This window comes from Paraburkholderia ultramafica (genome assembly GCF_902859915.1).
GTDB lineage: Bacteria > Pseudomonadota > Gammaproteobacteria > Burkholderiales > Burkholderiaceae > Paraburkholderia > Paraburkholderia ultramafica.
In genome coordinates, this window is record NZ_CADIKK010000025.1 from 92,191 (window position 1) to 114,807 (window position 22,617).

Annotated in this window: 24 protein-coding genes; 5 read left to right on the forward strand and 19 right to left on the reverse strand. The window is 63.3% G+C overall.

The window, feature by feature from the left end:
• Positions 1-42: 42 nt before the first annotated feature.
• The 8 genes from HV744_RS24475 to HV744_RS24505 all read right to left on the reverse strand — a co-directional run bounded on the left by HV744_RS24475 (position 43) and on the right by HV744_RS24505 (position 7,261).
• Entirely contained in the window at positions 43-900 is an 858-nt protein-coding gene (locus HV744_RS24475; protein WP_175151966.1) for a cytochrome c oxidase subunit 3, read from the reverse strand.
• 132 nt (positions 901-1,032) lie between these two features.
• A complete protein-coding gene (locus tag HV744_RS24480) occupies positions 1,033-1,242 on the reverse strand; it encodes a DUF2970 domain-containing protein (RefSeq protein WP_175151967.1) in 210 nt (69 codons plus the stop codon).
• 35 nt (positions 1,243-1,277) lie between these two features.
• Positions 1,278-1,892 (reverse strand): cytochrome c oxidase assembly protein, encoded by a 615-nt coding sequence (locus tag HV744_RS24485; RefSeq protein ID WP_175151968.1) that lies wholly within the window; start codon positions 1,890-1,892, stop codon positions 1,278-1,280.
• A 48-nt stretch (positions 1,893-1,940) separates the two neighbouring features.
• Positions 1,941-2,075: a cytochrome oxidase small assembly protein gene (locus tag HV744_RS36830; protein ID WP_217469153.1), complete on the reverse strand. Its 135-nt coding sequence runs from the start codon at positions 2,073-2,075 to the stop codon at positions 1,941-1,943.
• Positions 2,076-2,192: 117 nt separating this feature from the next.
• On the reverse strand, positions 2,193-3,806 hold the full coding sequence (gene ctaD / locus HV744_RS24490; RefSeq protein WP_175151969.1) for a cytochrome c oxidase subunit I: 1,614 nt from the start codon (positions 3,804-3,806) through the stop codon (positions 2,193-2,195).
• Between the two features lie 44 nt (positions 3,807-3,850).
• Positions 3,851-5,461 carry a cytochrome c oxidase subunit II gene (gene coxB, locus HV744_RS24495; RefSeq protein ID WP_175151970.1) on the reverse strand — a complete coding sequence of 537 codons (1,611 nt, stop codon included), beginning with the start codon at positions 5,459-5,461 and terminating at the stop codon, positions 3,851-3,853.
• 66 nt (positions 5,462-5,527) lie between these two features.
• Positions 5,528-6,001, reverse strand: coding sequence for a DUF2244 domain-containing protein (locus tag HV744_RS24500; RefSeq protein ID WP_175151971.1), 474 nt, complete (start codon positions 5,999-6,001; stop codon positions 5,528-5,530).
• 294 nt (positions 6,002-6,295) lie between these two features.
• Positions 6,296-7,261, reverse strand: coding sequence for a methyltransferase domain-containing protein (locus tag HV744_RS24505; protein ID WP_175151972.1), 966 nt, complete (start codon positions 7,259-7,261; stop codon positions 6,296-6,298).
• A gap of 167 nt (positions 7,262-7,428) precedes the next feature.
• Here HV744_RS24505 and HV744_RS24510 point away from each other — a divergent pair, with 167 nt between their 5' ends.
• Together HV744_RS24510 and trmL are read left to right on the forward strand one after the other, a co-directional pair.
• A complete protein-coding gene (locus HV744_RS24510) occupies positions 7,429-8,130 on the forward strand; it encodes a ComF family protein (RefSeq protein ID WP_175151991.1) in 702 nt (233 codons plus the stop codon).
• Positions 8,131-8,148: 18 nt separating this feature from the next.
• Positions 8,149-8,619, forward strand: a complete 471-nt coding sequence (gene trmL, locus HV744_RS24515) for a tRNA (uridine(34)/cytosine(34)/5-carboxymethylaminomethyluridine(34)-2'-O)-methyltransferase TrmL (protein ID WP_175151973.1) — start codon at positions 8,149-8,151, stop codon at positions 8,617-8,619.
• On the opposite strand, the gene HV744_RS24520 is transcribed toward trmL, so the two are convergent.
• From HV744_RS24520 to HV744_RS24540, 5 genes are all read right to left on the reverse strand, one after another.
• Positions 8,592-9,140 (reverse strand): O-acetyl-ADP-ribose deacetylase, encoded by a 549-nt coding sequence (locus HV744_RS24520; protein ID WP_175151974.1) that lies wholly within the window; start codon positions 9,138-9,140, stop codon positions 8,592-8,594. The two genes, trmL and HV744_RS24520, sit on opposite strands and share 28 nt — an antisense overlap.
• Before the next feature lie 97 nt (positions 9,141-9,237).
• Positions 9,238-10,236, reverse strand: coding sequence for an NAD(P)H-dependent glycerol-3-phosphate dehydrogenase (locus tag HV744_RS24525; protein ID WP_175151975.1), 999 nt, complete (start codon positions 10,234-10,236; stop codon positions 9,238-9,240).
• A gap of 22 nt (positions 10,237-10,258) precedes the next feature.
• Complete coding sequence (gene secB / locus HV744_RS24530) at positions 10,259-10,729, reverse strand: protein-export chaperone SecB (protein ID WP_175151976.1); 471 nt, start codon at positions 10,727-10,729, stop codon at positions 10,259-10,261.
• A gap of 150 nt (positions 10,730-10,879) precedes the next feature.
• Positions 10,880-11,140 (reverse strand): glutaredoxin 3, encoded by a 261-nt coding sequence (gene grxC / locus HV744_RS24535; protein ID WP_175151977.1) that lies wholly within the window; start codon positions 11,138-11,140, stop codon positions 10,880-10,882.
• Entirely contained in the window at positions 11,137-11,562 is a 426-nt protein-coding gene (locus HV744_RS24540; protein WP_149668531.1) for a rhodanese-like domain-containing protein, read from the reverse strand. The genes grxC and HV744_RS24540 overlap by 4 nt, the downstream gene beginning before the upstream one ends.
• Before the next feature lie 137 nt (positions 11,563-11,699).
• On the opposite strand from HV744_RS24540, the gene gpmA reads away from it, so the two are divergent.
• The 3 genes from gpmA (at position 11,700) to HV744_RS24555 (ending at position 15,259) form a co-directional block, all read left to right on the forward strand.
• The gene (gpmA, locus tag HV744_RS24545) at positions 11,700-12,446 is read left to right on the forward strand and encodes a 2,3-diphosphoglycerate-dependent phosphoglycerate mutase (protein ID WP_175151978.1); all 747 of its coding nucleotides are present in this window, start codon (positions 11,700-11,702) and stop codon (positions 12,444-12,446) included.
• Positions 12,447-12,753: 307 nt separating this feature from the next.
• On the forward strand, positions 12,754-14,337 hold the full coding sequence (locus HV744_RS24550; RefSeq protein ID WP_175151979.1) for a S41 family peptidase: 1,584 nt from the start codon (positions 12,754-12,756) through the stop codon (positions 14,335-14,337).
• A gap of 163 nt (positions 14,338-14,500) precedes the next feature.
• Positions 14,501-15,259: a HesA/MoeB/ThiF family protein gene (locus HV744_RS24555; RefSeq protein ID WP_175151980.1), complete on the forward strand. Its 759-nt coding sequence runs from the start codon at positions 14,501-14,503 to the stop codon at positions 15,257-15,259.
• A gap of 86 nt (positions 15,260-15,345) precedes the next feature.
• Here HV744_RS24555 and ptsP read toward each other — a convergent pair whose 3' ends face one another.
• The 6 genes from ptsP to HV744_RS24585 form a co-directional block, all read right to left on the reverse strand.
• Entirely contained in the window at positions 15,346-17,094 is a 1,749-nt protein-coding gene (gene ptsP, locus HV744_RS24560; protein ID WP_175151981.1) for a phosphoenolpyruvate--protein phosphotransferase, read from the reverse strand.
• Positions 17,095-17,406: 312 nt separating this feature from the next.
• The gene (locus HV744_RS24565) at positions 17,407-17,676 is read right to left on the reverse strand and encodes an HPr family phosphocarrier protein (protein WP_085482323.1); all 270 of its coding nucleotides are present in this window, start codon (positions 17,674-17,676) and stop codon (positions 17,407-17,409) included.
• 94 nt (positions 17,677-17,770) lie between these two features.
• Positions 17,771-18,298 carry a PTS sugar transporter subunit IIA gene (locus HV744_RS24570; RefSeq protein ID WP_175151982.1) on the reverse strand — a complete coding sequence of 176 codons (528 nt, stop codon included), beginning with the start codon at positions 18,296-18,298 and terminating at the stop codon, positions 17,771-17,773.
• Between the two features lie 332 nt (positions 18,299-18,630).
• Positions 18,631-19,587: a glutathione synthase gene (gene gshB, locus HV744_RS24575; RefSeq protein WP_175151983.1), complete on the reverse strand. Its 957-nt coding sequence runs from the start codon at positions 19,585-19,587 to the stop codon at positions 18,631-18,633.
• Between the two features lie 102 nt (positions 19,588-19,689).
• Entirely contained in the window at positions 19,690-20,979 is a 1,290-nt protein-coding gene (gene gshA, locus HV744_RS24580) for a glutamate--cysteine ligase (RefSeq protein WP_175151984.1), read from the reverse strand.
• A gap of 245 nt (positions 20,980-21,224) precedes the next feature.
• The gene (locus HV744_RS24585) at positions 21,225-22,577 is read right to left on the reverse strand and encodes an ammonium transporter (protein WP_246279179.1); all 1,353 of its coding nucleotides are present in this window, start codon (positions 22,575-22,577) and stop codon (positions 21,225-21,227) included.
• Positions 22,578-22,617 lie beyond the last annotated feature (40 nt).

Consider the following 22,617-nt stretch of genomic DNA (forward strand, 5'->3'; position numbering starts at 1 on the left):
CGCACACATTCCGGATAGCCGGTCGGCGCAGGCCAGACTGCGTTACAGCCAGTACACGACGACGTACAGCCCGAGCCACACGACGTCCACAAAGTGCCAATACCAGGCGGCGCCTTCGAACGCGAAGTGATGCTCCGCCGTGAAGTGGCCGCGAATCAGCCGCGCCAGCACCACCGCCAACATCGTGCCGCCGAGGAACACGTGGAAACCGTGGAAGCCCGTCAGCAGGAAGAACGTCGAACCATACACGCCCGACGCCAGCGTCAGATTCAGTTCGTTGTACGCGTGGAAGTATTCGAAGCCCTGCAGGAACAGGAAGCAGACGCCCAGCACGAGCGTGGCCGCCAGCCAGACGATCGCCTTCTTGCGATGATTCTCACGCAGCGCGTGGTGCGAAACCGTCAGCGTGGCGCCCGAGGACAGCAGCAGCGCCGTGTTGATGGTCGGCACCGGCCACGGCTGCATCGACTTGTAGGTCGACACCAGCGCTGCCGGACCGTTGTTCGGCCATACCGCCGAGAAATCCGGCCAGATCAGCTTGTAATCGAGACTGCCGAGCTGATGCATCGCAATTTCACGCGCATAGAACAGCGCGCCGAAGAACGCACCGAAGAACATCACTTCGGAGAAGATGAACCAGCTCATGCTCCAGCGGTACGACTTGTCGACATTCTTGCCGTACATGCCGCCTTCCGACTCGGCGATCGCGTCGCCGAACCAGTGCCATAGCGTAAAGAGCAGCCACAACAAACCGGCGACGACGCCGAGCGGCGCCCAGTCATGTTCGTTGATCCAGGCCGCAAGCGATCCGAGCATGACCAGCAATCCGGCAGCGGCGCTGATCGGATGCCGCGACGGATGCGGTACGAAATAGTACGGGCTCTCGTTTTGACCGCTCATTCTTGATTCTCCACTTCAGTCCAGTTGTTCCGGAAGCTCCGGCTGTATCTTCGGCGGCGCGTCGATACCGCACCGCTTCACTCCAATTCGTGGGCCCTGCGTCGCCCCGCCCTGCTCGCACACCTGAACGTCTCAACCCACCACGGCGCGCACGATCAGGATCAACACGACGATAAATATCGCCGCACTGATTAGCGCGGCCGCGATCACATGCAGCGGGTTCAGCTGCGTTGCATCCGCTTCCAGATCGCGGCGCTTGCGCACGCCGAAAAACGACCAAAGCACGGCGCGCATCGACTGACCAAAACTGCTCTTGCGCGGACTGCCGCCGTTATCACTCATCTTGTCTCGTCTTCCTTCGCCTGCGGCTCGCGCCTTCAGGCGGGATTGGCGGCGCTTGCCGCCGGGTTGGCCGTGGGCGCCGCGCTGCCGGCCGTCGCCGCGGCCGGCGTACTCAATTCAAAGAAGGTGTACGACAACGTGATCGTTTTCACATCCTTCGGCAACTTCGGGTCGACCACGAACACCACCGGCATCCGCCTGGTCTGATTCGCCGTCAACGTCTGCTGCGTAAAGCAAAAACACTCGATCTTCTTGAAGTACTCGGTGGCCTGCTTCGGCGCGTAGCTCGGAATGGCTTGCGCCTGAATCGTGCGCGCCTGTTCGTTGCTGACCTCGTACATCACTGTTGTCACTGCGCCCGGATGCACGTCGAGGCTGTGCTGCTGCGGCTTGAAACCCAACGGGCCGCGCGCGTTCGCGTCGAATTCGATCGAGATCGTGCGGCTCATGTCGACCTGCGTATTCTTCGCCTCGCGCGCCGTGGCATCACGCTGCACGAGGTTGTTGACCCCGGTGATCTGGCAGATCGCGCGATACATCGGGATCAGCGCGAAACCGAAACCGAACATCATCAACGCGACGATGAACAGCTTGATCAGCATCGAACGGTTGAAAGAGCGGTCGGCTTGAGCCGGCGGTTGCGTCGACATCTCAATCCTCAACAAACCTGCAAACAGACTTGAACGGCTACGGCTGCCTCAGGCGAACCAACACTGCTTGATGATGACGCTCGCGAAAAAGATCGCCGCGATGGCGAACATCACAAGACCTATCCGCCTGTTGCCCGCGCGGATCTGTTGCGGTGTACGTCGTTCCTGTGGATTGCGCGTCATGCTCGACTTTCTGAAAACTTTCCGTGACTGGCGGATGGCAGCCGCCGCCCGGCGGCGGCCCGGTTCCACGTAGCGACATAGCGCGCCGCCGGAACCGGGCATCTCGCCGCTGACCGCTTACTCGACGGTCGGCGGGTGTTCGAACGTGTGGAACGGAGCCGGGCTCGGCACGGTCCATTCGAGGCCCGTTGCGCCGTCCCACGGCTTGTCGCCAGCTTCTTCGTGCTCGCCGCCGCCACGGTAGGCCGGCAACGCAACCGCGAACAGGAAGTAGACCTGCGCGAGACCGAAGCCGAACGCGCCGATCGAGATGACCTGGTTCCAGTCAGTGAACTGTGCCGGGTAGTCAGCGTAACGACGCGGCATACCTGCGAGACCGACGAAGTGCATCGGCAGGAACGCGAGGTTGAAGAAAAACATCGACGCCCAGAAGTGAATCTTGCCGCGCGTTTCGTTGTACATCCAGCCGGTCCACTTCGGCGACCAGTAGTACCAGCCGGAGAACAGTGCGAACAGCGAGCCCGCCACCAGCACGTAGTGGAAGTGCGCCACCACGAAATAGGTACCGTGATACTGGATGTCGAGCGGCGCCATGGCCAGCATCAGACCCGACAGGCCGCCAAACGTGAACACCAGCAGGAAGCCGACCGCGAACAGCATCGGCGTTTCGAAGCTGAGCGAACCGCGCCACATCGTCGCGACCCAGTTGAATACCTTCACGCCGGTCGGCACGGCGATCAGCATCGTCGCGTACATGAAGAACAGTTGCCCCGTCACCGGCATACCGGTCGTGAACATGTGGTGCGCCCAGACCATGAACGACAGAATCGCGATCGACGCGGTTGCGTACACCATCGAGCTATAGCCGAACAGCGGCTTGCGCGAGAACGCCGGGATCACCTGCGACACGATCCCGAACGCCGGCAAGATCATGATGTACACCTCGGGGTGCCCGAAGAACCAGAAGATGTGCTGGTACATCACCGGGTCGCCGCCGCCTGCCGCGTTGAAGAACGACGTGCCGAAGTGGCGGTCGAACAGCACCATGGTGATCGCGCCTGCCAGCACCGGCATCACGGCGATCAGCAGGTACGCGGTGATCAGCCACGTCCAGACGAACATCGGCATCTTCATCAGCGTGAGGCCGGGTGCGCGCATGTTCAGGATCGTCACGACGATGTTGATGCCGCCCATGATCGACGAAGCGCCCATCAGGTGGACCGCGAAAATCGCGAAGTCCATGCCCGGGCCCATCTGCGTGGACAATGGCGCGTAGAGCGTCCAGCCCGCGGCGGTCGCGCCGCCCGGAGCGAAGAACGAACCCACCAGCAGGACAGCCGCGACCGGCAGCAGCCAGAAGCTGAAGTTGTTCATCCGCGCGAAAGCCATGTCCGATGCGCCGATCTGCAGCGGCACCATCCAGTTCGCGAAACCGACGAACGCCGGCATGATCGCGCCAAACACCATGATCAGGCCGTGCATGGTGGTCAACTGGTTGAAGAACTCGGGACGCATGATCTGCAGGCCCGGCTCGAACAGCTCGGCACGGATCATCAGCGCCATCACGCCCCCGGAGAGGAACATGGTGAACGAGAAGATCAGGTACAGCGTACCGATGTCCTTGTGATTGGTTGCGAACAGCCAACGGCGCCAGCCATGCGGCGTTGCGTGGGCATGGTCGCCGTGCACGTGCTCGTGGCCCGCGACTACATCGTGTCCGATGCTAGACATGACAATCTCCTAAAGCGAATTCTGCGGTGCTGACCATGAACACGTCAGGCAGCCGGGCTGATCTGGACACGCCGGGCTTCTTTCGCGTCGGTGCCGCCCGTGATCGTTTCCGGCTTCTTCAAAATGATGTGGTCTTCGGCAATGCCGGCTGCCTTCAGCGCGTCGCGCACGGCTTCGGCACGACTCTTCGCGAGCTTCGCGTTGAGGTCGGCAGAACCCGTGGCGTCGGTGAAGCCCGACAGCGTGAATTTCGCGTCCGGATGCGCCTTCGCGTAGGCTGCGGCTGCGTCGACCGCCGCTTGCGCGTCGGCCGGCAGCGTGCTCTTGCCGGTATCGAAGTAGATGTTGGCCGGCAGTGCGGCCGGCGCTGCCGCCGCGCTGTCCGAACCAGCCGCCGCAGCTTCTGCACCCGAAGCCGCCGCCGCACCGCTTGCAGCCGCGCCCGCGTCGGCCAGATGGTTGCCGCCTTCCGGCAGCTTGCCGTTACGGGCGTCCGTCACCTGCTTCGGCTGGAGAATGTCGCCTGTGTGGTTGCCCCACGAGTTACGTTCGTACGTGACCACCGACGCGATTTCGACGTCGTTCAACGTCGGCGCCCACGAAGGCATCGCGTTCTTGCCCTTCAGCACCAGGCTGACGTGCTCGGCGATCGCGCCGTTGGCGATCTTGCTGCCGTCGAGCGCCGGGAACGCGCCCGCGCCCTTGCCGGTCGGCTGGTGGCAGACTGCGCAGTTCGCCGCGTACACCTTGCCGCCGCGCTCCATCAGCTCGGCCATCGTGTAGGTCTTGTTCGGATCGTCCTGGCCGGCGGCCATTTTCTTCTTCTGCGCGTCGACCCACTTTGCGTAGTCGTCGGCGGACAGCACCTCGACCACCACCGGCATGAACGCGTGTTCCTTGCCGCACAGTTCGGTACAGAAGCCGCGAAACGTGCCGACCCGGTTAGCCTTGAACCACGTGTCGCGCACGAAGCCCGGAATCGCATCCTGCTTCACGCCAAACGCCGGCACATACCAGGAGTGGACCACGTCGTTCGCGGTGGTGATGATGCGGATTTTCTTGTCGACCGGGACGACCAGCGGATTGTCGACTTCCTGCAGATACAGCGTGGAAATCGGTTTGCGGCCTTCAGTTTCCGCCCGCGGCGTAGCCAGCGTGGACAGGAAGTTGATGCCCTCGCCCGGGCCCTTCACGTAGTCGTAGCCCCATTTCCACTGGTAGCCGGTGACCTTGACGGTGAGGTCGGCGTTGGTGGTGTCCTTCATCGCGACGACGGTGCGGGTGGCGGGCAGCGCCATCAGCACGACGATCACGAACGGCACGATCGTCCAGATGATTTCGACGGTGGTGCTTTCGTGGAAATTCGCAGCTTTGTGGCCCTTCGATTTGCGGTGAGCAAAGATTGAATAGAACATGACGGCGAACACGCCGACAAAGATCACTGTGCAAAGAGCCAGCATGAACATGTGGAGGCTGAAGAGCTCCTCGGCGATTCTCGTTGCAGGCGGCTGGAGATTGATCGCGTTGACGGCAGGGCCGCCCGGAGCATCGCCCACTGCCAGGGCGGCACCGGCGAAAAGCAGTCCGCTCATCGCCAGCACGCTCATGAGCGCTCGCTTGATTGTTTTCATAGCTTCCTTACCCAAATTTTCCATTCAAACCCTCGACCCCGCTGGCAGCCTGTCTCGCGCTCCCCTTGAACGCCGCGTGTCCCGCCCCATCTAACAGAGGGAGAGCCACATACGCAATTCGCCTGCGAACTGCGCGCGCCGATCCTGCGCGAGATGTTGCCCGATCATGATCGTCTGGCCGCGCGAGACCAGTTTGATCTGGTCACGCGGCGTTGCGCCCGGCTCGATCCGCACCCAGCGCGGATTGAATTCAAACTGCGTGATCTGCTCGGCACTGACCTGCTCGATGACCAACCGGTTCGGAAACAGCCGGATGCGCTCGTAATCGACAGCATGACGCGCATAGACGGCAAACGCGATGCCCACCGCGAGCAATTCGATTCCGGTGAACGGCAACACCAGCCAGGCGCCGACCAGAACCGGCATGCAAGCAATTGCCAACGAGAACAACGCAAGCGACACGTAGAGACATACGAACTGCCGCGGCGACATCGAACAGTTGCGCTTCATGGTCCAGTCTTTGAGAACTGGTTCTGAATCCGCCAGCAGATCTGATGCGCCCACCGCTGCCTCCCGCGAATCGCCGACTTCGGCCATCCCTTGCGGCCATCGATTCCGGCCGCGCGAATCCCTACCGCGTCACCTCATGTTGCAGCCCTGCGCCTCGGGCCTGTCGCCCCAAATGTGGGAACTCCGGGCGACAAACTGACGCATTATAGGCGCGATCCATAGCATCCACAAGCAAGCCCCGATTGGCCCGCAAGCCAGGTGTGACAAGCCTCCGGGCCGTTTTGACGCAGCTTTTACAGGTCTTTTGAAGCGGAAATCTCAGACATAACAGATGCCCTCTTTACCGCTTCAACGATTCCTCGACGAGCCTCGTCCGATATCCTCGATTCGCACGATGCCGTGTCCTTCGGCGGTGGTGCGCGGCACGGCTTTCCATGCGTGTCCGTAGATCACCTCGAAGGTCAGCGCGATCGTGCCGTCGGCCCGGCGGCGGGCTTCGAGGGCCGCCAGCAAAGCCTTGTGCAGCCTGCGCGCGGCAGCGCTCGACGACGCTTCGCGCTCGAACGGATACGCGCCCCAGCGGCGCACGTCCGCGAGCAGCGACTCCGGCGACTTGTAGGTGATCGTGAGCGTCTCCTGGTCCATCACGGGGATTTCGAAGCCACTTTCGACCAGCATGTCGCCGAGATCGTGCATGTCGACAAAGTCGATCACATGCTTGCGCGACGCCACGCCGTGCGCGGCCTCGACCTCGGCATAGGCGCCGCGCAATTCCTTGAGCGTGTCGGGGCCGAGCGTGCTGAACATCAGCAGACCGTTGACCCTCAGCACCCGCTGCCACTCGGGGAACACGAGGTCAGGCCGCGAGTGCCAGTGCAGCGCGAGGTTGGACCAGATGAATTCGAAGGCGCCGGACGCGAACGGCAGCGCCGAGAAATCGGCTTGCGCGAACCGCGGGCCACGAGCGCCGAGCGCCTTGCCGAGCGAAGCCGGCAGGAAGCGCCGCCAGCTGGTGTCGCCGGAATCGTGATGCAGCGCGCGCGCCAGCATACCGTGCGAGAGATCGGAACCAAACACCGGCGCCTCGGGGAAGCGCTCGCGCAGCGCGGGGATGTCTTCGCCGGCACCGCAGCCGGCGTCGAGCACGCTCGACGGCGCGACCTTGATGTAATCGAGACGCTCGCGCATGCGCTGCGCGATCTCGCGCGGCAGGAACGCAACCTCGCCGAAGGTTGCGGCGCGACGGTCGAAAATACGCCTGAGGCGCCGGGAATCATAGGCCGGACGGCCTGATTGAGCGGGAGTTGGGGACATGTGTGTCGTGCTGGCGGAGAGCACGAAGTATACTCGTTCGCTTCCCCGCATTCAGCGTGAAAGCCCCTCTCGGGCGCCCACTCGTGCCATTCCGACCATTTTCTTCGTTTTCAGCCGGCAGATTCGCGCGTTTCACATGCGGCTTGCATTTGGCATGGCCGCACGTGATGCACGCGGCATTGCCGAACCTCTGCGCACTATGCGGCAATTTGTCGCATAAGACGTTGTGCGCCGGCTGCGGCGAAGCCTACTGGAACGAGAGCCGGTTGCGCTGCACCGTGTGCGCGGTCCCTTTGCCGGCAACCCGATGGGCGAGTCACGCGCGCTATCGCTGTGCGGACTGCATCGCCGAACCGCCTCCGTTCGACGCGACCTTCGCCCTCGCCGACTACCGCGCACCGCTCGACACGCTGGCAGTCGGCCTGAAATTCCGCGCGCGGCTGATGCTGGCGCGCGAGTTTGCGCAACGCCTCGCGCGGCTCGCGCACGACGCCTGGCAGGATGAATCCGACTGGCCCGATGTGATCGCGCCGGTGCCGCTGGCCGGCCAACGTCTCGCTGAGCGCGGCTATAACCAGGCATGGCAGATCGCCAGGCCGTTGGCCCGCGCGCTTGATGTGCGCAGCGACGCAAGCTTGCTGCAGCGGGTGATCCACACCGCGCCGCAGTCGCGGCTCGACCTCGATGCGCGCCGGCTGAACGTCGGCCGCGCATTCAGGGTCGCGCAAGCGGTGCGCGGTCTGCACGTCGGCGTGGTCGACGATGTGATGACGACCGGCGCGACGCTCGAAGCGCTCGCGCATACGCTGAAGGCAGCCGGCGCGCGGCGGGTCACGAACTTCGTCGCCCTGCGCACACCGAAAAACTAGTCTCCACCTGATCTCACCATGTTCAATGTCGTTCTCGTAGAACCGGAAATTCCGCCGAACACCGGCAACGTGATCCGCCTGTGCGCCAACACCGGCGCCCGGCTGCATCTGATCGAGCCGCTCGGCTTTCCGCTCGACGACGCCAAATTGCGGCGCGCCGGCCTCGATTATCACGAGTACGCGCAAATGAACGTGCACGCCGATTGGGCCGCGTTCGTCGCTAAAGAAATGCCGGACCCGGCACGCATGTTTGCCTTCACTACGCGCGGCTCAGGCCGCTTTCACGAGCACGCATTTCAAGCCGGCGACTGGTTCGTGTTCGGCGCCGAAACGCGCGGCCTGCCCGACTCGGTGCTCGACCAGTTCGCCAATCAACAGCGCGTGCGTCTGCCGATGCGCCCGGGCAACCGCAGCCTGAATCTGTCGAATACCGTCGCGATCGTGGTGTTCGAAGCGTGGCGTCAGACCGGCTTCGACGGCGGCGCCTGACGGCGCTTCAATTCGGCCTCGTAGCGCGCGAACATCGGGGCGTCGAAACAGGCGAACACCACCTGTTCGATCTGCGGCGTACGCGGCAACGTGTCGAGCACCGTGGCGAGTGCGATCCGTACCGCGTCATCAACGGGAAAATGGTAGATGCCGCAACTGATCGCGGGAAACGCAATGCTCTTGCACTGCGCGTCGTGCGCCAGTTCCAGCGAGCGCCGATAGCAGGAGGCCAGCAGCTCGGCTTCGCCATGCGCCCCACCCCGCCAAACCGGGCCGACCGCGTGAATCACATGCTTCGCCGGCAAGCGGTAGCCGCCGGTGAGCTTCGCGTCGCCGGTCGCGCAGCCGCCCAGCGTTTCGCATTCGCGCAGCAAATCTTTGCCGGCCGCGCGATGAATCGCGCCGTCCACACCGCCTCCGCCCAGCAGCGACGTATTCGCGGCGTTGACGATCGCATCCACCGCGAGCGTCGTGATGTCGACCACGCGCGCTTCCAGCGTGCAAGCATTGAATCTGAGCATGGGAACCTCGCTGATCCGAAGCGTCGATGAAAACGTGGACCGCGATAAAGGGCAGCCGTTCAACGCGGATTCGCGCTAAACGGCTGAAAGACAACGCTTATTCAGCTTTGGAATCGCGCCGCAGCAGGGCGCTGACGGCGTCGCGAGGCGCTACGCCGTCGAACAGCACGGCGCAGACCGCTTGCGTGATCGGCATCTCGATCGCGTGCGCGCGGGCAATCGCGAGGACAGCTTGCGCACAACGGACGCCTTCGGCCACGTGGCCGAGGCCGCCGAGAATGTCGTCGAGTGTACGGCCCGCGGCGAGTTGCAAGCCGACCGTGCGATTGCGCGACAGATCGCCGGTGGCGGTCAGGATCAGATCGCCCAGGCCGGTCAAGCCGGTGAACGTTTCCGCCCGTCCGCCGAGCGTCACGCCGAGGCGCGACATTTCGGCCAGCCCGCGCGTAATCAACGCCGCACGTGCGTTGAGACCGAGCCCGAGACCGTCGGCAATGCCCGTCGCGATGGCCAGCACGTTTTTCACCGCGCCGCCCACCTCCACGCCGACGACGTCGTCACCGGTGTAGATGCGCATCGCGCCGTGATGGAACGCGGCGACCGTGTGCTCGCGACATGCCGCCGACGCGCTCGCGATCGTCAGTGCGACCGGCAAGCCCTGCCCGACTTCGCGCGCGAAGCTCGGACCGGACAGCACGCCGTTGCTGCGATGCGCCGGCAGTTCAGCCGCGACCACCTGATGCGGCAGCAACTGCGAATCGGCTTCGAAACCCTTGCACAACCACACCACGTGCGCCGGCACTTTGCCCGCGTCGCGCATCGCCCGGAACAGATCACGCAGGCCGGCCACGGGTGTCGCCACGACGCATAAAGCGTCGTCGGCGAGCGCGTGGTCGAGCGCCGCGCTCAGGTCCGCTTCGTAGCGAAGCGCCGGCGGCAAAGCAACGCCCGCCAGATAGCGGGCGTTTTCATGCGCAGAGGAAAGATCGGCAATGAGCGCGGGCTCGCGCGCCCACAACACCGTGTCGTGCCGTAAGGCCAGATGGCCGGCGAGGGCCGTGCCCCACGCGCCGGCGCCGAGGACAGCAACCTTCATAGCCGGCACCGCCTGCGACACGTTAGTGCGTCACGCCGTTCTGCGCCGAGCCTTCCTGGCTGCCCATCTGCGCGAGACGTTGCTCGTACAGCGCCTGGAAGTTGATTTCGGCGAGGTGGATCGGCGGGAAGCCGGCGCGGGTGATCGCGTCGGCGATGTTCGAGCGCAGGTACGGGAACAGGATCGTCGGGCAGGCGATGCCGACCAGCGGATCGATCTGCTCGGCCGGGATGTTGCGGATGTCGAAGATGCCGGCTTGCTTGGCTTCGATCAGGAACGCAACCTTGTCCGACACCTTGGCCGTGACGGTGCCGGTGACGAGGATTTCGAACACGGTGTCGGCGAGGCGCTCGGCCTTTACGTCGACTTCGACTTCGACCGACGGCATTTCCTGCTCGAGGAAGATGCCCGGCGAATTCGGCTGCTCGAGCGACATGTCCTTCAGGTAGATACGCTGGATGTTGAAGAACGGCTGGTTATTCTCGTCGGACATGATTGAGTGATTCCCTGATAGGTATGCATGGTGGCGGCCCATGACTCCATGGGCCGCCAGATCGTTGCGGCGCGCCGCCCGCCCCGACAGGACAGGCATGCGCCGGCTTGTGTTTCACCCGCCCGCTCACGCGCCCACAGGCGCGCGCATTCAGGCGGCGTCGAGCAGCGGCGTCAAACCGCCCGCGCGATCCAGCGCGGAGAGATCATCGTACCCGCCGACGTGCGTCTCGCCGATGAACACCTGCGGCACCGTGCGACGGCCGGTCCGGGTCATCATCTCCTCACGACGGGCCGGGTCTTTGTCGATCAGTACCTTTTCAACGTGCTCGACGCCGCGCGACTTTAAAAGACGTTCGGCCATCTGGCAATACGGACACACCTGGGTGCTGTACATGATCACTTTGTTCACTTGGCTGCTCCTTGTTTCACAACCGGCATTCCGGCTTTCTGCCAGGCGTCGACACCGCCTTCGAGAACGTGGACTTCCGCGTATCCGGCATCCTGCACGATACGCGCTGCCTTGTTCGACTGCTGGCCGGTCTGGCACACCAGCAGCACCGGGTTGCTCTTGTTCTTCACCAGTTGCGCGACCTTCGCCTGCAACTCCGCGAATTCAAGGTGCCGTGCCGCGGGCAAGTGCCCTTTGGCGAAGTCGGCGGACGAACGAAGATCGATGACCGCCGCATTGCGGCGGTTGATCAGTTGGGTGGCTTCAGCGGCCGACAGGCCGCCGCGGCCACGCCGGCTGATCGTCGGCCACAGCAGCAACCCACCGGAGATGAGGACGATCGCGATCAGTACAAGGTTTGTGTAATCAGTGAAAAACTTCACGGAAAATCCGCCGAAAAAGAGAGAAATCGAAAAGGGCAATGCACCCATTATAAAATAACCGTCTGACGCGATGGCGGCGCTCCTCTAGAGGACCCTCGCAGCGCTTTACCGCTTCCTTACTACCGACCGGCAATCTCATGTACAAACTCGTTCTCATCCGCCACGGCGAATCGACGTGGAACAAGGAAAACCGCTTCACCGGCTGGGTCGACGTCGACCTCACCGAACAAGGCAATAGTGAAGCGCAGCAAGCGGGCCTGCTGCTGAAGGAATCCGGTTACACGTTCGATATCGCCTACACGTCGGTGCTCAAGCGCGCGATCCGCACGCTGTGGCACGTGCAGGACAAGATGGACCTGATGTACCTGCCGGTCGTGCACTCGTGGCGTCTGAACGAACGCCACTACGGCGCGCTGTCGGGCCTGAACAAGGCGGAAACCGCCGCGAAGTTCGGCGACGAGCAGGTGCTGGTCTGGCGCCGCAGCTACGACACGCCGCCCCCGGCGCTGGAGTCGGCCGACGAACGCGCGCCGTACAGCGATCCGCGTTACGCCAAGGTGCCGCGCGAACAGTTGCCGCTTACCGAGTGCCTCAAAGACACGGTTGCTCGCGTATTGCCGCTGTGGAACGAATCGATCGCGCCGGCCATCCAGTCGGGCCGCAAGATCGTGATCGCCGCGCACGGCAACTCGATCCGCGCGCTGGTCAAATATCTCGACAATATCTCGGACGACGACATCGTCGGCCTGAATATCCCGAACGGCGTGCCGCTCGTCTATGAACTCGACGAGAACCTGAAGCCGATCAAGCACTATTATCTGGGCGACCCGGAAGCGATCGCAAAGGCCCAAGCCGCGGTCGCCAAACAAGGCAAGGCGGGCTGATTCCGCCATCTGGCCGCGGCCTGGCGCTGAACAATGCGGCAGAGCCGCGGTCCACGGCCCGCGCAGACCGGCACCACGTACTGGCTAGCGCGTCGGGCCTCGTGCGAATGGGTCTTTCTGGTCGCCATCTGCGTATTACGGCACATTACTTGGCGAGTGCGGGCCCTATCTTACGAACCAGGTCCGGTCCGTACTGTCGAATCACGATTGCCCGCACCGCCCCCCTGACCAGGCGGGTGTGCAGTTATACTTGTCCGTCCAAATCTCAAATCGACGCTGCCACGCGCTTCCGACCGCAACAGACTCTATGCGAAAGAACCTGAAAAATATCGGCCTGATTGCCGCGGGCCTTGCTACCGGTGCATTTGCCACCCTGCAACTCTCCGCCTCGGCCCAGCAACCCGCTAGCGCCGCCGCCGCACCGCTGCCGCTAGACCAGCTCAGGCTCTTTGCCGAAGTGTTCGGGCAAATCAAGCACGAATACGTCGAACCGGTCGACGATAAAAAGCTCCTCACCTCCGCAATCAAGGGCATGGTGTCGAGCCTCGACCCGCACTCGTCGTATCTCGACAAGACCGATTACGAGGAACTGCAGGAGCAGACCAAGGGTCGCTTCGCAGGTCTGGGCATCGAAATTTCGTCGGAAGACGGCCTGATCAAGGTGATTTCGCCGATCGAAGATACCCCCGCGTTTCGCGCCGGCATCCGTCCGGGCGACCTGATCACGCGCATCAACGACAAACCCGTGCGCGGCATGACGCTCGACCAGGCGGTCAAACAGATGCGTGGCGAGCCGGGCACCAAGGTTACGCTCACGATCTTCCGCAAGTCCGACGACCGCACGTTCCCGCTCACGGTGACGCGCGCGATCATCAAGGTCCAGTCGGTCAAGGGCAAGGTCATCGCGCCGGGCTTCGCGTATGTCCGTGTCACCAGCTTCCAGGAACGCACCACGCCTGATCTGGCCGCGAAGCTGCAAGACATCGCGCGTCAGGAGCCGAACCTGAAGGGTCTCGTGCTCGACCTGCGCAACAACGGCGGCGGTCTGCTGCAAAGCGCGGTCGGCGTGGCCGGCGCGTTCCTGCCGCCGAATTCGGTGGTGGTGTCGACCAATGGTCAGATTCCGGATTCGAAGCAGGTCTATCGCGACACGTACGACAATTACCGCCTGCAATCCTTCGACACCGATCCGCTGAAAGACATCCCGGCGATCTTCAAGACCGTGCCGATGATCGTGCTGACCAACGCGTACTCGGCATCGGCTTCGGAAATCGTCGCGGGCGCGCTGCAGGATCAGCATCGTGCGCTGATCGTCGGCAAGACCACCTTCGGCAAGGGCTCGGTGCAGACCGTGCGCCCCATGACAGCGGAAACCGCGCTGCGTCTGACCACCGCGTACTACTACACGCCGAGCGGCCGTTCGATCCAGAACAAGGGCATCCGTCCTGACATCGCGGTCGATCAATACGCGGAAGGCGATCCGGACGACGCGCTCGTGACCCGCGAAGTCGATTACTCGAACCACCTTGCGAACACGCAAGACCCGAACGAGAAGAAGGAAGCGGAGCAGCGCGAGCAGGAACGCATGGACCAGTTGCGCCAGCTTGAAGAGCAGAACGACAAGAAGACCCCGGAACAGCGTCAGAAGGATCGTGAGCGCAAGCCGGTGGAATTCGGTTCGGCCGACGACTTCATGCTGCAACAGGCGCTGGCCAAGCTCCAGGGCAAGACGGTGCAGGAATCGAAGTCGCTGACCGAGCGCCGTCTCGCGCAGAGCAAGCCGGCCACGTCGGCGTCCGCGCCGGTCGCGGTGAAGCCGACGCAACCGGTTCCAGGTGCATCGGGAGCGGCTTCGGCGCCCGCCGCGGCCCCGGCTACGCAAAGCAAGTAAGCAGCAAACCCCGGTGGGTCTTCGCAGCGAATCATGCTGCGAAGACTCGCGGTAGGACCCGCAACGAGCCCCACCCTTCGCGCGATTAAAATAACAACCACGAAACGCGCGCTGCGGAGCGCAGGTCTGCCTCCCATTGCGCGACACACTCACGCGCCCCGCCATGAATGACGATCAACTCCTCCGCTACTCCCGCCATATCCTCGTCGACGAAATCGGCATCGAGGCGCAGCAGCGCTTTATCGACGCCCATGCGATCATCGTCGGCGCGGGCGGTTTGGGTTCGCCCGCCGCCATGTACCTCGCGGCGGCCGGCGTCGGCCGTTTGACGCTCGTCGATGCCGATACGGTCGACCTGACCAATCTGCAGCGGCAGATCCTGCATGTGAGCGCATCGGTCGGGCGCAAGAAGGTGGAGTCCGGGCGCGACGCGATCGCGCGGCTCAATCCCGAGGTGGTGGTGAACGCGGTGGCCGAGCGCGTCGACGATGCGTGGCTCGATCGCGAAGTGCCGCATGCCACCGTCGTGCTCGACTGCACCGATAACTTCGCGACGCGCCACGCGATCAACCGCGCCTGCGTGAAGCATCGCGTGCCGCTGGTGTCGGGCGCGGCATTGCGCTTCGACGGCCAGATCAGCACGTTCGACTTTCGCGATGAAGCATCGCCCTGCTATGCGTGCGTGTTTCCCGAAGACCAGCCATTCGAGGAAGTCGCGTGCGCGACCATGGGCGTGTTCGCGCCGACGGTCGGCATCATCGGCTCGATGCAGGCCGCTGAAGCGCTCAAGGTGATCGGGCCAATCGGCACGCCGCTGCTGGGCCGTCTGATGATGCTCGATTCGCTGCGGATGGAATGGAACACGATGCGCGTTGGGCGTCAGCCGGATTGCCCGGTGTGCGGGCAAGCGCAACGACCTTGATGCCTATGCCTGCGCGTACGGAACGCTGAATGGAAAACGCCGCACATTGTGCGGCGTTTTCCATGCGGTGCAACCAACCTCGCGCTTCAGACCTGCGCGACCCGCTTGAGCGCAGCCTGCACTTCCTCCGGTTCGAACGAAGCCAGCACATCGGCCACCGGCTTCTCCAGCGTCTTCAGATGCGAGCGCAGCACCTCCTGCTTGACCTCCAGCAGTTGGCTCGGGTGCATCGAAAACTCGGTGAGGCCCATGCCGAGCAACAGACGCGTCAACGCCGGATCTCCCGCCATCTCACCGCACACCGACACCGGCACACCGGCGCGCTTCGCCTCGCGCAGCGTGAAGGCGATCAGATGCAGCACCGCCGGATGCAGCGGGTCGTACAGGTGCGCCACCGAGTTGTCCGCGCGATCGATCGCCAGAGTGTACTGGATCAGATCGTTGGTGCCGATCGACAGGAAATCGAGCCGCTTCAGGAACAGCGGCAATGCGATAGCGGCCGCCGGGATTTCGATCATCGCGCCGACCTGCACGTTCGGATCGTAGGCGATGCCCGCGTCGTCCAGTTGACGCTTGGCTTCGCGAATCAGATCGAGCGTCTGGTCGATCTCCTGCGCATGCGCGAGCATCGGAATCAGAATTTTCACCATGCCGAACGCCGACGCGCGCAGAATCGCGCGCAATTGCGTCAGGAACATTTGCGGCTCCGACAGGCTCCAGCGAATCGCTCTGAGTCCCAACGCGGGATTCGGGGCGGTTTCGTAGCCGTCGCCGCCGCTCATCGAATCGAGCGGCTTGTCGGCGCCGACATCGATGGTGCGGATCGTCACCGGCAGGCCATTCATCAACTCGACCGCCCGACGGTATGCGCTGAACTGCTCTTCCTCCTCCGGCATGCGGTCCTTGTGATTCATGAACAGGAACTCGGTGCGGAAGAGGCCCACGCCGGTCGCACCCGAGTTGATCGCCGCGTGCGCGTCTTCCGGCAGTTCGATGTTCGCGCACAGTTCGATGCGGGTGCCGCACAGCGTTTGCGTCGGCGAGAATTTGAGCCGCTGCAGCTTGCGCTGCTCCAGTTCCTTTTCGCTTTGACGGTACGAGTACTCCTCCAGCACGATCGGCGCGGGATCGACGATCACGATGCCGTGATCGCCGTCGACAATGATCAGATCGTCCTGACGGATCAACGCGCTCGCGTGCTGCACGCCGACCGCGGCCGGAATGCCCAGGCTGCGCGCGACAATCGCCGTATGCGACGTGCGGCCGCCGAGATCCGTGACGAAACCCTGAAACGTCTGCGTCTTGAACTGCATCATGTCGGCCGGCGCGATGTCGTGCGCGACCACGATCATCTCGTCGCACGCGCCATGCACGCCATCCACCAGCGTCGCCGACGCGCCCGCGAGCGCCTTCAGCACCCGCTCCACCACCTGCTCGATGTCGGCTTTGCGCTCACGCAGGTACTCGTCTTCGATATCGTCGAAATGGCGCGACAGACGCTCGAGTTGTTCGGTCAGCGCCCATTCCACGTTGTAGCGGCGCGTGCGGATCAGGTCGATGGCCTCCTGCACGAGCATCGGATCGTTCAGGATCATTGAATGAACGTTGATGAACGCGCCCATTTCGCTGGGCGCATCCGCCGCGAGATCGGCGCGCAGCGCGTCGAGCTCATGATGCACGTGTTGCTGGGCCGCGCGAAAACGCTCGACCTCCCCTTCGATCTGGGCGGGTTCGATCAGATAGTGGTCTACGTCAAGTGCTGCCGGGGCGATCAGATAGGCCCGCCCGATGGCGATACCGCGTGACACGGGAATTCCATGCAGCGTGAAGGACACGCGCACCTCCTCTAGTTGTGTGATGCCGCGGCAAACCGCTGCAATGCTCTCAGACTCTGTTCGTCATTATAAATTCCGCGCCCTTTGCGGGTACTTCAGGGCTGTGTGCAGCGCAGCACGAATTATCGTAATCAACACGACAATGCGCCTTCAGCACGCCTGCGTGACGGCGACATGAATCGCGCATACGCGCCAGTGCGAAAAACCGGCTCACTCGCTCTCCCGAGTTTTTATCGGCCCATTGTCGCGCGCTAAAAAAAACGCCGCGGACAGCCGCGGCGTGGGTGCTCATCGCAAGGCGCACGCGCTACTTCACTGACCCTCACCGAATTTATCGGCAATCAGTTTCAGCAATGCGTCCATCGCGTCTTTTTCGTCAGCGCCTTCAGTTTCGATCAGCACCGTACTGCCGATGCCCGCGGCCAGCATCATCACGCCCATGATGCTCTTCGCGTTGATACGACGGCCATTGCGGCTCATCCAGATTTCCGCCTGGTAGTTGCCCGCGAGTTGCGTCAACTTGGCCGACGCGCGCGCGTGCAGCCCCAGCTTGTTCACAATAGTCGTTTCCTGTTGCAGCATGTGATGGTCCGAAGCGCGGGTAAGTGTGGTTGTGAAGGATGAAACTGCAAACCGGTTGCAATGCGTTTGAAGCTTTGGGCGACGCCCGGTCTGCTTACAGACCGGCCGAGTCGGCCTTCTGGGTCAGATCGGCGTCAGGCGGCAACGCGGGCAGACAGTCGCCGGGAGCCGTTTCGGGCGGCAAAACCGGCAAGCATTCGCTGCCAGCCGCCGCGCAGGCGACGGGCGCCGGCATTGCGGGTCCGATTGCATGCACGCCCTTGGTGGCGCCGGCGAGCGCCTTGTCGACCAGCGTGTCGAGCGGCGTGGCGCGATAACAGACCGCGCGCACCAGCATCGGCAAATTGACGCCGCACAGCACGCGCACATTCGGCACCGTGGCGAGCCGCCCCGCGATATTCGCGGGCGTCGCGCCGAACATGTCCGTGAGCACGAGCGCGCCGTTCTCTTCCTTGAGCCGCTCGATTTCCGAGTTCGCAAACTCGACCTGTTGTACGGGATCGCAATCCGGCGATACGTCGATCACGCCGATGCGAGCCGGCAAGCCACCGTAGATGTGCGAAATACAATCGCGCAACGCGGTGGCGAACGGAGCGTGCGCAATGATCAGAATGCCTGCCATGTCAGCCTTACTGCATAAGAACGGCCCCGAACCGTGGACCGGGACAAAGCCCGGTTCGTAAGCGCCCTCGACCGGCCGTGGGTCATGAGAGCCGGAACGCATCATTTGACGAGCGGCTCGCGGCGTATGACGCCGTGCCAGCGCCAGCGAGAAAACTGCTCGTTCACCGTCCGCAATCCGTGCCGATGCCACCTGTCAGACGACATCGATCCTGCTTGGCGCGGAAGAGCGGGCATTGTATCAGGCTCATTTTCGCGCCAACGCCGGCGCTGCGCTTGATGCGGATTTACTACACAGGTTGGGCGCCATGGCGGGCATTCAAGGGGCGCACGTCAGGCCGCCGCGCGCTCCAGTGCGTCGATGAACATCGCAGCTACGTCGAAGCCGGTCTGATCCATGATCTCGCGGAAACATGTCGGGCTCGTCACGTTGACTTCGGTCAGCCAGTCGCCGATCGCATCCAGCCCGACCAGCAGCAACCCGCGCGCGGCGAGCACCGGCGCGAGCGTGTCGGCGATCCTGCGATCATGGTCGGTGAGCGGGCGCGCCACGCCGAGGCCGCCGGCCGCGAGGTTGCCGCGCACCTCATTACCCTGCGGAATGCGCGCGAGCGAATACGGCACCGCTTCGCCGCCGATCAGCAAAATGCGCTTGTCGCCCTCTTTGATCTCCGGGATGAACTTTTGCGCCATCACCGAACGCGCGCCGTCGTGGCTCAACATTTCGATGATCGAGCCGAGGTTCATGCCGTTGGCCTTCACGCGAAACACGCCCATGCCGCCCATGCCGTCGAGCGGCTTGAGGATCACGTCGCCGTGTTGCTCATGGAACGCGCGCAGGCGGGTCGCGTCGCGCGTGACCAGCGTGGGCGCGACGAACTGCGCGAACTCGCCGATCGCCAGCTTTTCCGAATGGTCGCGAATCGCCTGCGGCTTGTTGAAGACGCGCGCGCCGCCGCGCTCGGCTATTTCGAGCAGCCACGTCGACGTCACATATTCCATGTCGAACGGCGGGTCTTTGCGCATCACCACTGCGCTGAAGCTCTTCAGCGTGCGCGGCGCGGCGGGTTCCGCGGCGTACCAGGCGTCGCGATGCAGATCGGTCACGTCGCCGACGATCGCAAAACGCTGCACGTTCGCCTCGACGTCGCCGCCCGTCCACGCCAGATGCTTTGGCTCGCAGGTGTACACCACGTGACCACGGCGCGCCGCTTCGGCCATCATCGAGTAAGTCGAATCTTTGTAGATCTTGAATTGGCTGAGCGGATCGGCGATGAAAAGAATGTTCATGAAGATTCCGGTGCGCCCTGACGGGCTTGGCATTGATCGTAAATATAGTCGTTGAAAATGGCGATGGCGGCACGCATGCCGCCATCGACCACCCTGGGTGGCTTAGACCTGGATCGCTTCCGGATCGGTCTTTTCCAGTTCGACCGATGCGGCCAGCAGTCCGAGCCGCGCCACCACGCCATACATGTAGAAGCGGTTCGGCGGCGCCGCGCCGGGCTTCGCGTGCGCGTCCGGCAGCGCCGTGTGCTCGAAGCCGAGCGGCACGAAGTGCATGCCGGGTGCGTTCAGATTCTGGTCGCGCTCGCGGCTGCCGTGCACGCGGTAGAAGCCGCCCACCACATAGCGGTCGATCATGTAGACGACCGGCTCCGCGACCTCTTCGCCGATGCGCTCGAACGTGTACACGCCTTCCTGCACGATCACGTCGTGCACTTCGAGGCCGTCTTTGGTGGTCGCCATCTTCGCGCGTTCGCGCTTGGTGAGCGCCGCCACTTCCGACGCGTCGTGCACGGTCATCACACCCATGCCATAGGTGCCCGCATCCGACTTGATGACGACATACGGTTTCTCGGAGATCCCGTACTCGCGATACTTCTTGGCGATCTTTTTGAGGACACCGTCGATCGCATCGGCCAGCGCTTGCTCGCCGGTACGCTCCTGGAAATCGACGCCTTCGACGTGCGCGAAGTACGGATTGATCATCCACGGATCGATTTCGACCATCTTCGCGAACTTCTTCGCGACGTCGTCATAACAGGAGAAATGCGTCGATTTACGGCGAACGGCCCAGCCGGCATGCAGCGGCGGCAGCAGATACTGCTCGTGCAGATTTTCGAGCACGGGCGGAATGCCGCCGGACAGGTCGTTGTTCAGCAGAATCGAGCATGGGTCGAAATTCTTCAGGCCGAGCCGCCGCTGCGAACGCTCGAGCGGTTCGAGCACGAGCTTCTGGCCATCGGACAGCGCGATCGTGACCGGCCCGTTGATGCTTTCGTCGAGCGTGCCGAAACGCACGTTCAAGCCGGCCTGACGCATGATCGCAGCCAGACGGGCGACATTTTCGAGGTAAAACGCGTTACGCGTGTGGCGCTCGGGAATCACCAGCAGATTCTTGGCGTCCGGGCAGATCTTCTCGATCGACGCCATCGCGGCCTGCACGGCGAGCGGCAGCACTTCCTGCGGCAGATTGTTGAATGCGCCGGGGAACAGATTGGTGTCGACCGGCGCGAGCTTGAAACCCGCGTTACGCAGATCGACGGAACAGTAGAACGGCGGCGTGTGCTCCTGCCATTCGAGCCGGAACCAGCGTTCGATGGCGGGTGTGGCGTCGAGGATCTTCCGCTCAAGATCGAGCAGCGGGCCGTTTAACGCCGTAACTAGGTGCGGAACCATTGATCACTCGCAGACTGGAGAAAAAAGATTGTAGAGCAAATGCTTTGTCCATTTGGGGACGGTTTCTCCATACGCAAGCGGACGCGAATGCAATCTCGCTATTGCCATGATAGGCGGGGAAATCTACCGGTCACAAGAGAGGCTGCAAGAAAAAGCCCGCCATGAAGGCGGGCCAAATCGCTGCGCTTGATCGTGATCCATCGAGCCCGCGAGCGCGGGCTCGCAGAGCATGCGTGGTCGATGCGTTATTCGACGTGTTCGCCGTGCAGGCTCACGTCCAGACCTTCGCGTTCCTCCTCTTCCGTTACGCGGATGCCCATCACCATGTCGATGATCTTTAGCAGCACAAAGCTCACCACGCCGCTGTAGATCAGCGTCGTCAGCACGCCCTTGGCTTGCAGGATCACGCTGCCGTCCGCGCCGCCGATATCCTTGACCGCGAACACGCCGGTCAGCAGCGCACCCACGATACCGCCGATGCAGTGCACGCCGAACGCGTCGAGCGAATCGTCGTAACCGAGCTTGTGCTTGAGCCATGTGGCCGACCAGAAGCAGACCACGCCGGCCACGATACCGATCACCAGCGCGCCGAGCGTACCGACGAAGCCCGAAGCCGGCGTGATCGCCACCAGACCCGCGACCGCGCCCGACACGATACCGAGCACCGACGGCTTACCCTTGGCCGCCCATTCAGCGAACATCCAGGCGAGCGCTGCCGCTGCGGTCGCCACTTGCGTGGCGAACATCGCGAAACCGGCACGGCCGTCAGCCGCCACCGCCGAACCCGCGTTGAAGCCGAACCAGCCCACCCACAGCATCGCGCCGCCGATCAGCGTGAGCGTCAGGTTGTGCGGCGCCATCGCTTCCTTGCCGTAGCCGACGCGCTTGCCGAGCACCAGAGCGCAGACCAGCGCCGCGATACCGGCGTTGATGTGCACCACCGTGCCGCCCGCGAAGTCGAGGATGCCCGCGCTAGCCAGCCAGCCGGTCGGTTCCCAGACCATGTGAGCGATCGGCGAGTAGACGATGATCGACCACAGCGTCATGAACACCAGCATCGCCGAAAACTTCATGCGGTCGGCAAACGCGCCGGTGATCAGCGCCGGGGTGATGATCGCGAAGGTCATCTGATAGACGCAGTAGACCGTTTCCGGGATCGTCGGGGCCAGATGGCTGACGGTCAATGTGATGGCCTTGTCGCCCTTGATGTAGTTCATGCCCGCCATGAAGACGCGCGAGAAGCCGCCGATGAACGAGCCGCCTGGCGTGAAGGCGATGCTGTAGCCCACCACGATCCAGACGATCGTCACGAGGCAGGTGATCGCGAAGCTCTGCATCAGGATCGCGAGCACACTCTTCTTGCGGACCATGCCGCCGTAGAACAGCGCCAGTCCCGGGATCGTCATGAACAGCACGAGCGCGGTGGAGGTCAGCATCCAGGCGGTGTCGCCCGAATTGATCTTCGACGAATCGACCGAGAACGGCGCGGTCGGCGCTGCCGGCGCGGCGGCGGCGGCGGCCGAGGCAGTGCGCGCGGCCGTTTCCTCGATGTCCGCACCCTTGGTGGCGCGCGCCGAGTTCACGTCGATCGCGACCAGCGCTTCGGTGTGGTCGATCACGATCGCGCCGCCCGAGGGC

Coding starts and splice junctions, on each gene's coding strand:
- HV744_RS24525 (WP_175151975.1), bottom strand. CDS start 10,236: ATGAAGGTTGCTGTCCTCGGCGCCGGCGCGTGGGGCACGGCCCTCGCC.
- gpmA (WP_175151978.1), top strand. CDS start 11,700: ATGTACAAACTCGTTCTCATCCGCCACGGCGAATCGACGTGGAACAAG.
- gshB (WP_175151983.1), bottom strand. CDS start 19,587: ATGAACATTCTTTTCATCGCCGATCCGCTCAGCCAATTCAAGATCTAC.
- coxB (WP_175151970.1), bottom strand. CDS start 5,461: ATGGAAAATTTGGGTAAGGAAGCTATGAAAACAATCAAGCGAGCGCTC.
- HV744_RS24520 (WP_175151974.1), bottom strand. CDS start 9,140: ATGCTCAGATTCAATGCTTGCACGCTGGAAGCGCGCGTGGTCGACATC.
- ctaD (WP_175151969.1), bottom strand. CDS start 3,806: ATGTCTAGCATCGGACACGATGTAGTCGCGGGCCACGAGCACGTGCAC.
- gshA (WP_175151984.1), bottom strand. CDS start 20,979: ATGGTTCCGCACCTAGTTACGGCGTTAAACGGCCCGCTGCTCGATCTT.
- HV744_RS24570 (WP_175151982.1), bottom strand. CDS start 18,298: ATGGCAGGCATTCTGATCATTGCGCACGCTCCGTTCGCCACCGCGTTG.
- secB (WP_175151976.1), bottom strand. CDS start 10,729: ATGTCCGACGAGAATAACCAGCCGTTCTTCAACATCCAGCGTATCTAC.
- HV744_RS24505 (WP_175151972.1), bottom strand. CDS start 7,261: ATGTCCCCAACTCCCGCTCAATCAGGCCGTCCGGCCTATGATTCCCGG.
- HV744_RS24485 (WP_175151968.1), bottom strand. CDS start 1,892: ATGTCGACGCAACCGCCGGCTCAAGCCGACCGCTCTTTCAACCGTTCG.
- HV744_RS24565 (WP_085482323.1), bottom strand. CDS start 17,676: ATGCTGCAACAGGAAACGACTATTGTGAACAAGCTGGGGCTGCACGCG.
- HV744_RS24475 (WP_175151966.1), bottom strand. CDS start 900: ATGAGCGGTCAAAACGAGAGCCCGTACTATTTCGTACCGCATCCGTCG.
- trmL (WP_175151973.1), top strand. CDS start 8,149: ATGTTCAATGTCGTTCTCGTAGAACCGGAAATTCCGCCGAACACCGGC.
- HV744_RS36830 (WP_217469153.1), bottom strand. CDS start 2,075: ATGACGCGCAATCCACAGGAACGACGTACACCGCAACAGATCCGCGCG.
- HV744_RS24480 (WP_175151967.1), bottom strand. CDS start 1,242: ATGAGTGATAACGGCGGCAGTCCGCGCAAGAGCAGTTTTGGTCAGTCG.
- HV744_RS24510 (WP_175151991.1), top strand. CDS start 7,429: ATGCACGCGGCATTGCCGAACCTCTGCGCACTATGCGGCAATTTGTCG.
- HV744_RS24555 (WP_175151980.1), top strand. CDS start 14,501: ATGAATGACGATCAACTCCTCCGCTACTCCCGCCATATCCTCGTCGAC.
- HV744_RS24550 (WP_175151979.1), top strand. CDS start 12,754: ATGCGAAAGAACCTGAAAAATATCGGCCTGATTGCCGCGGGCCTTGCT.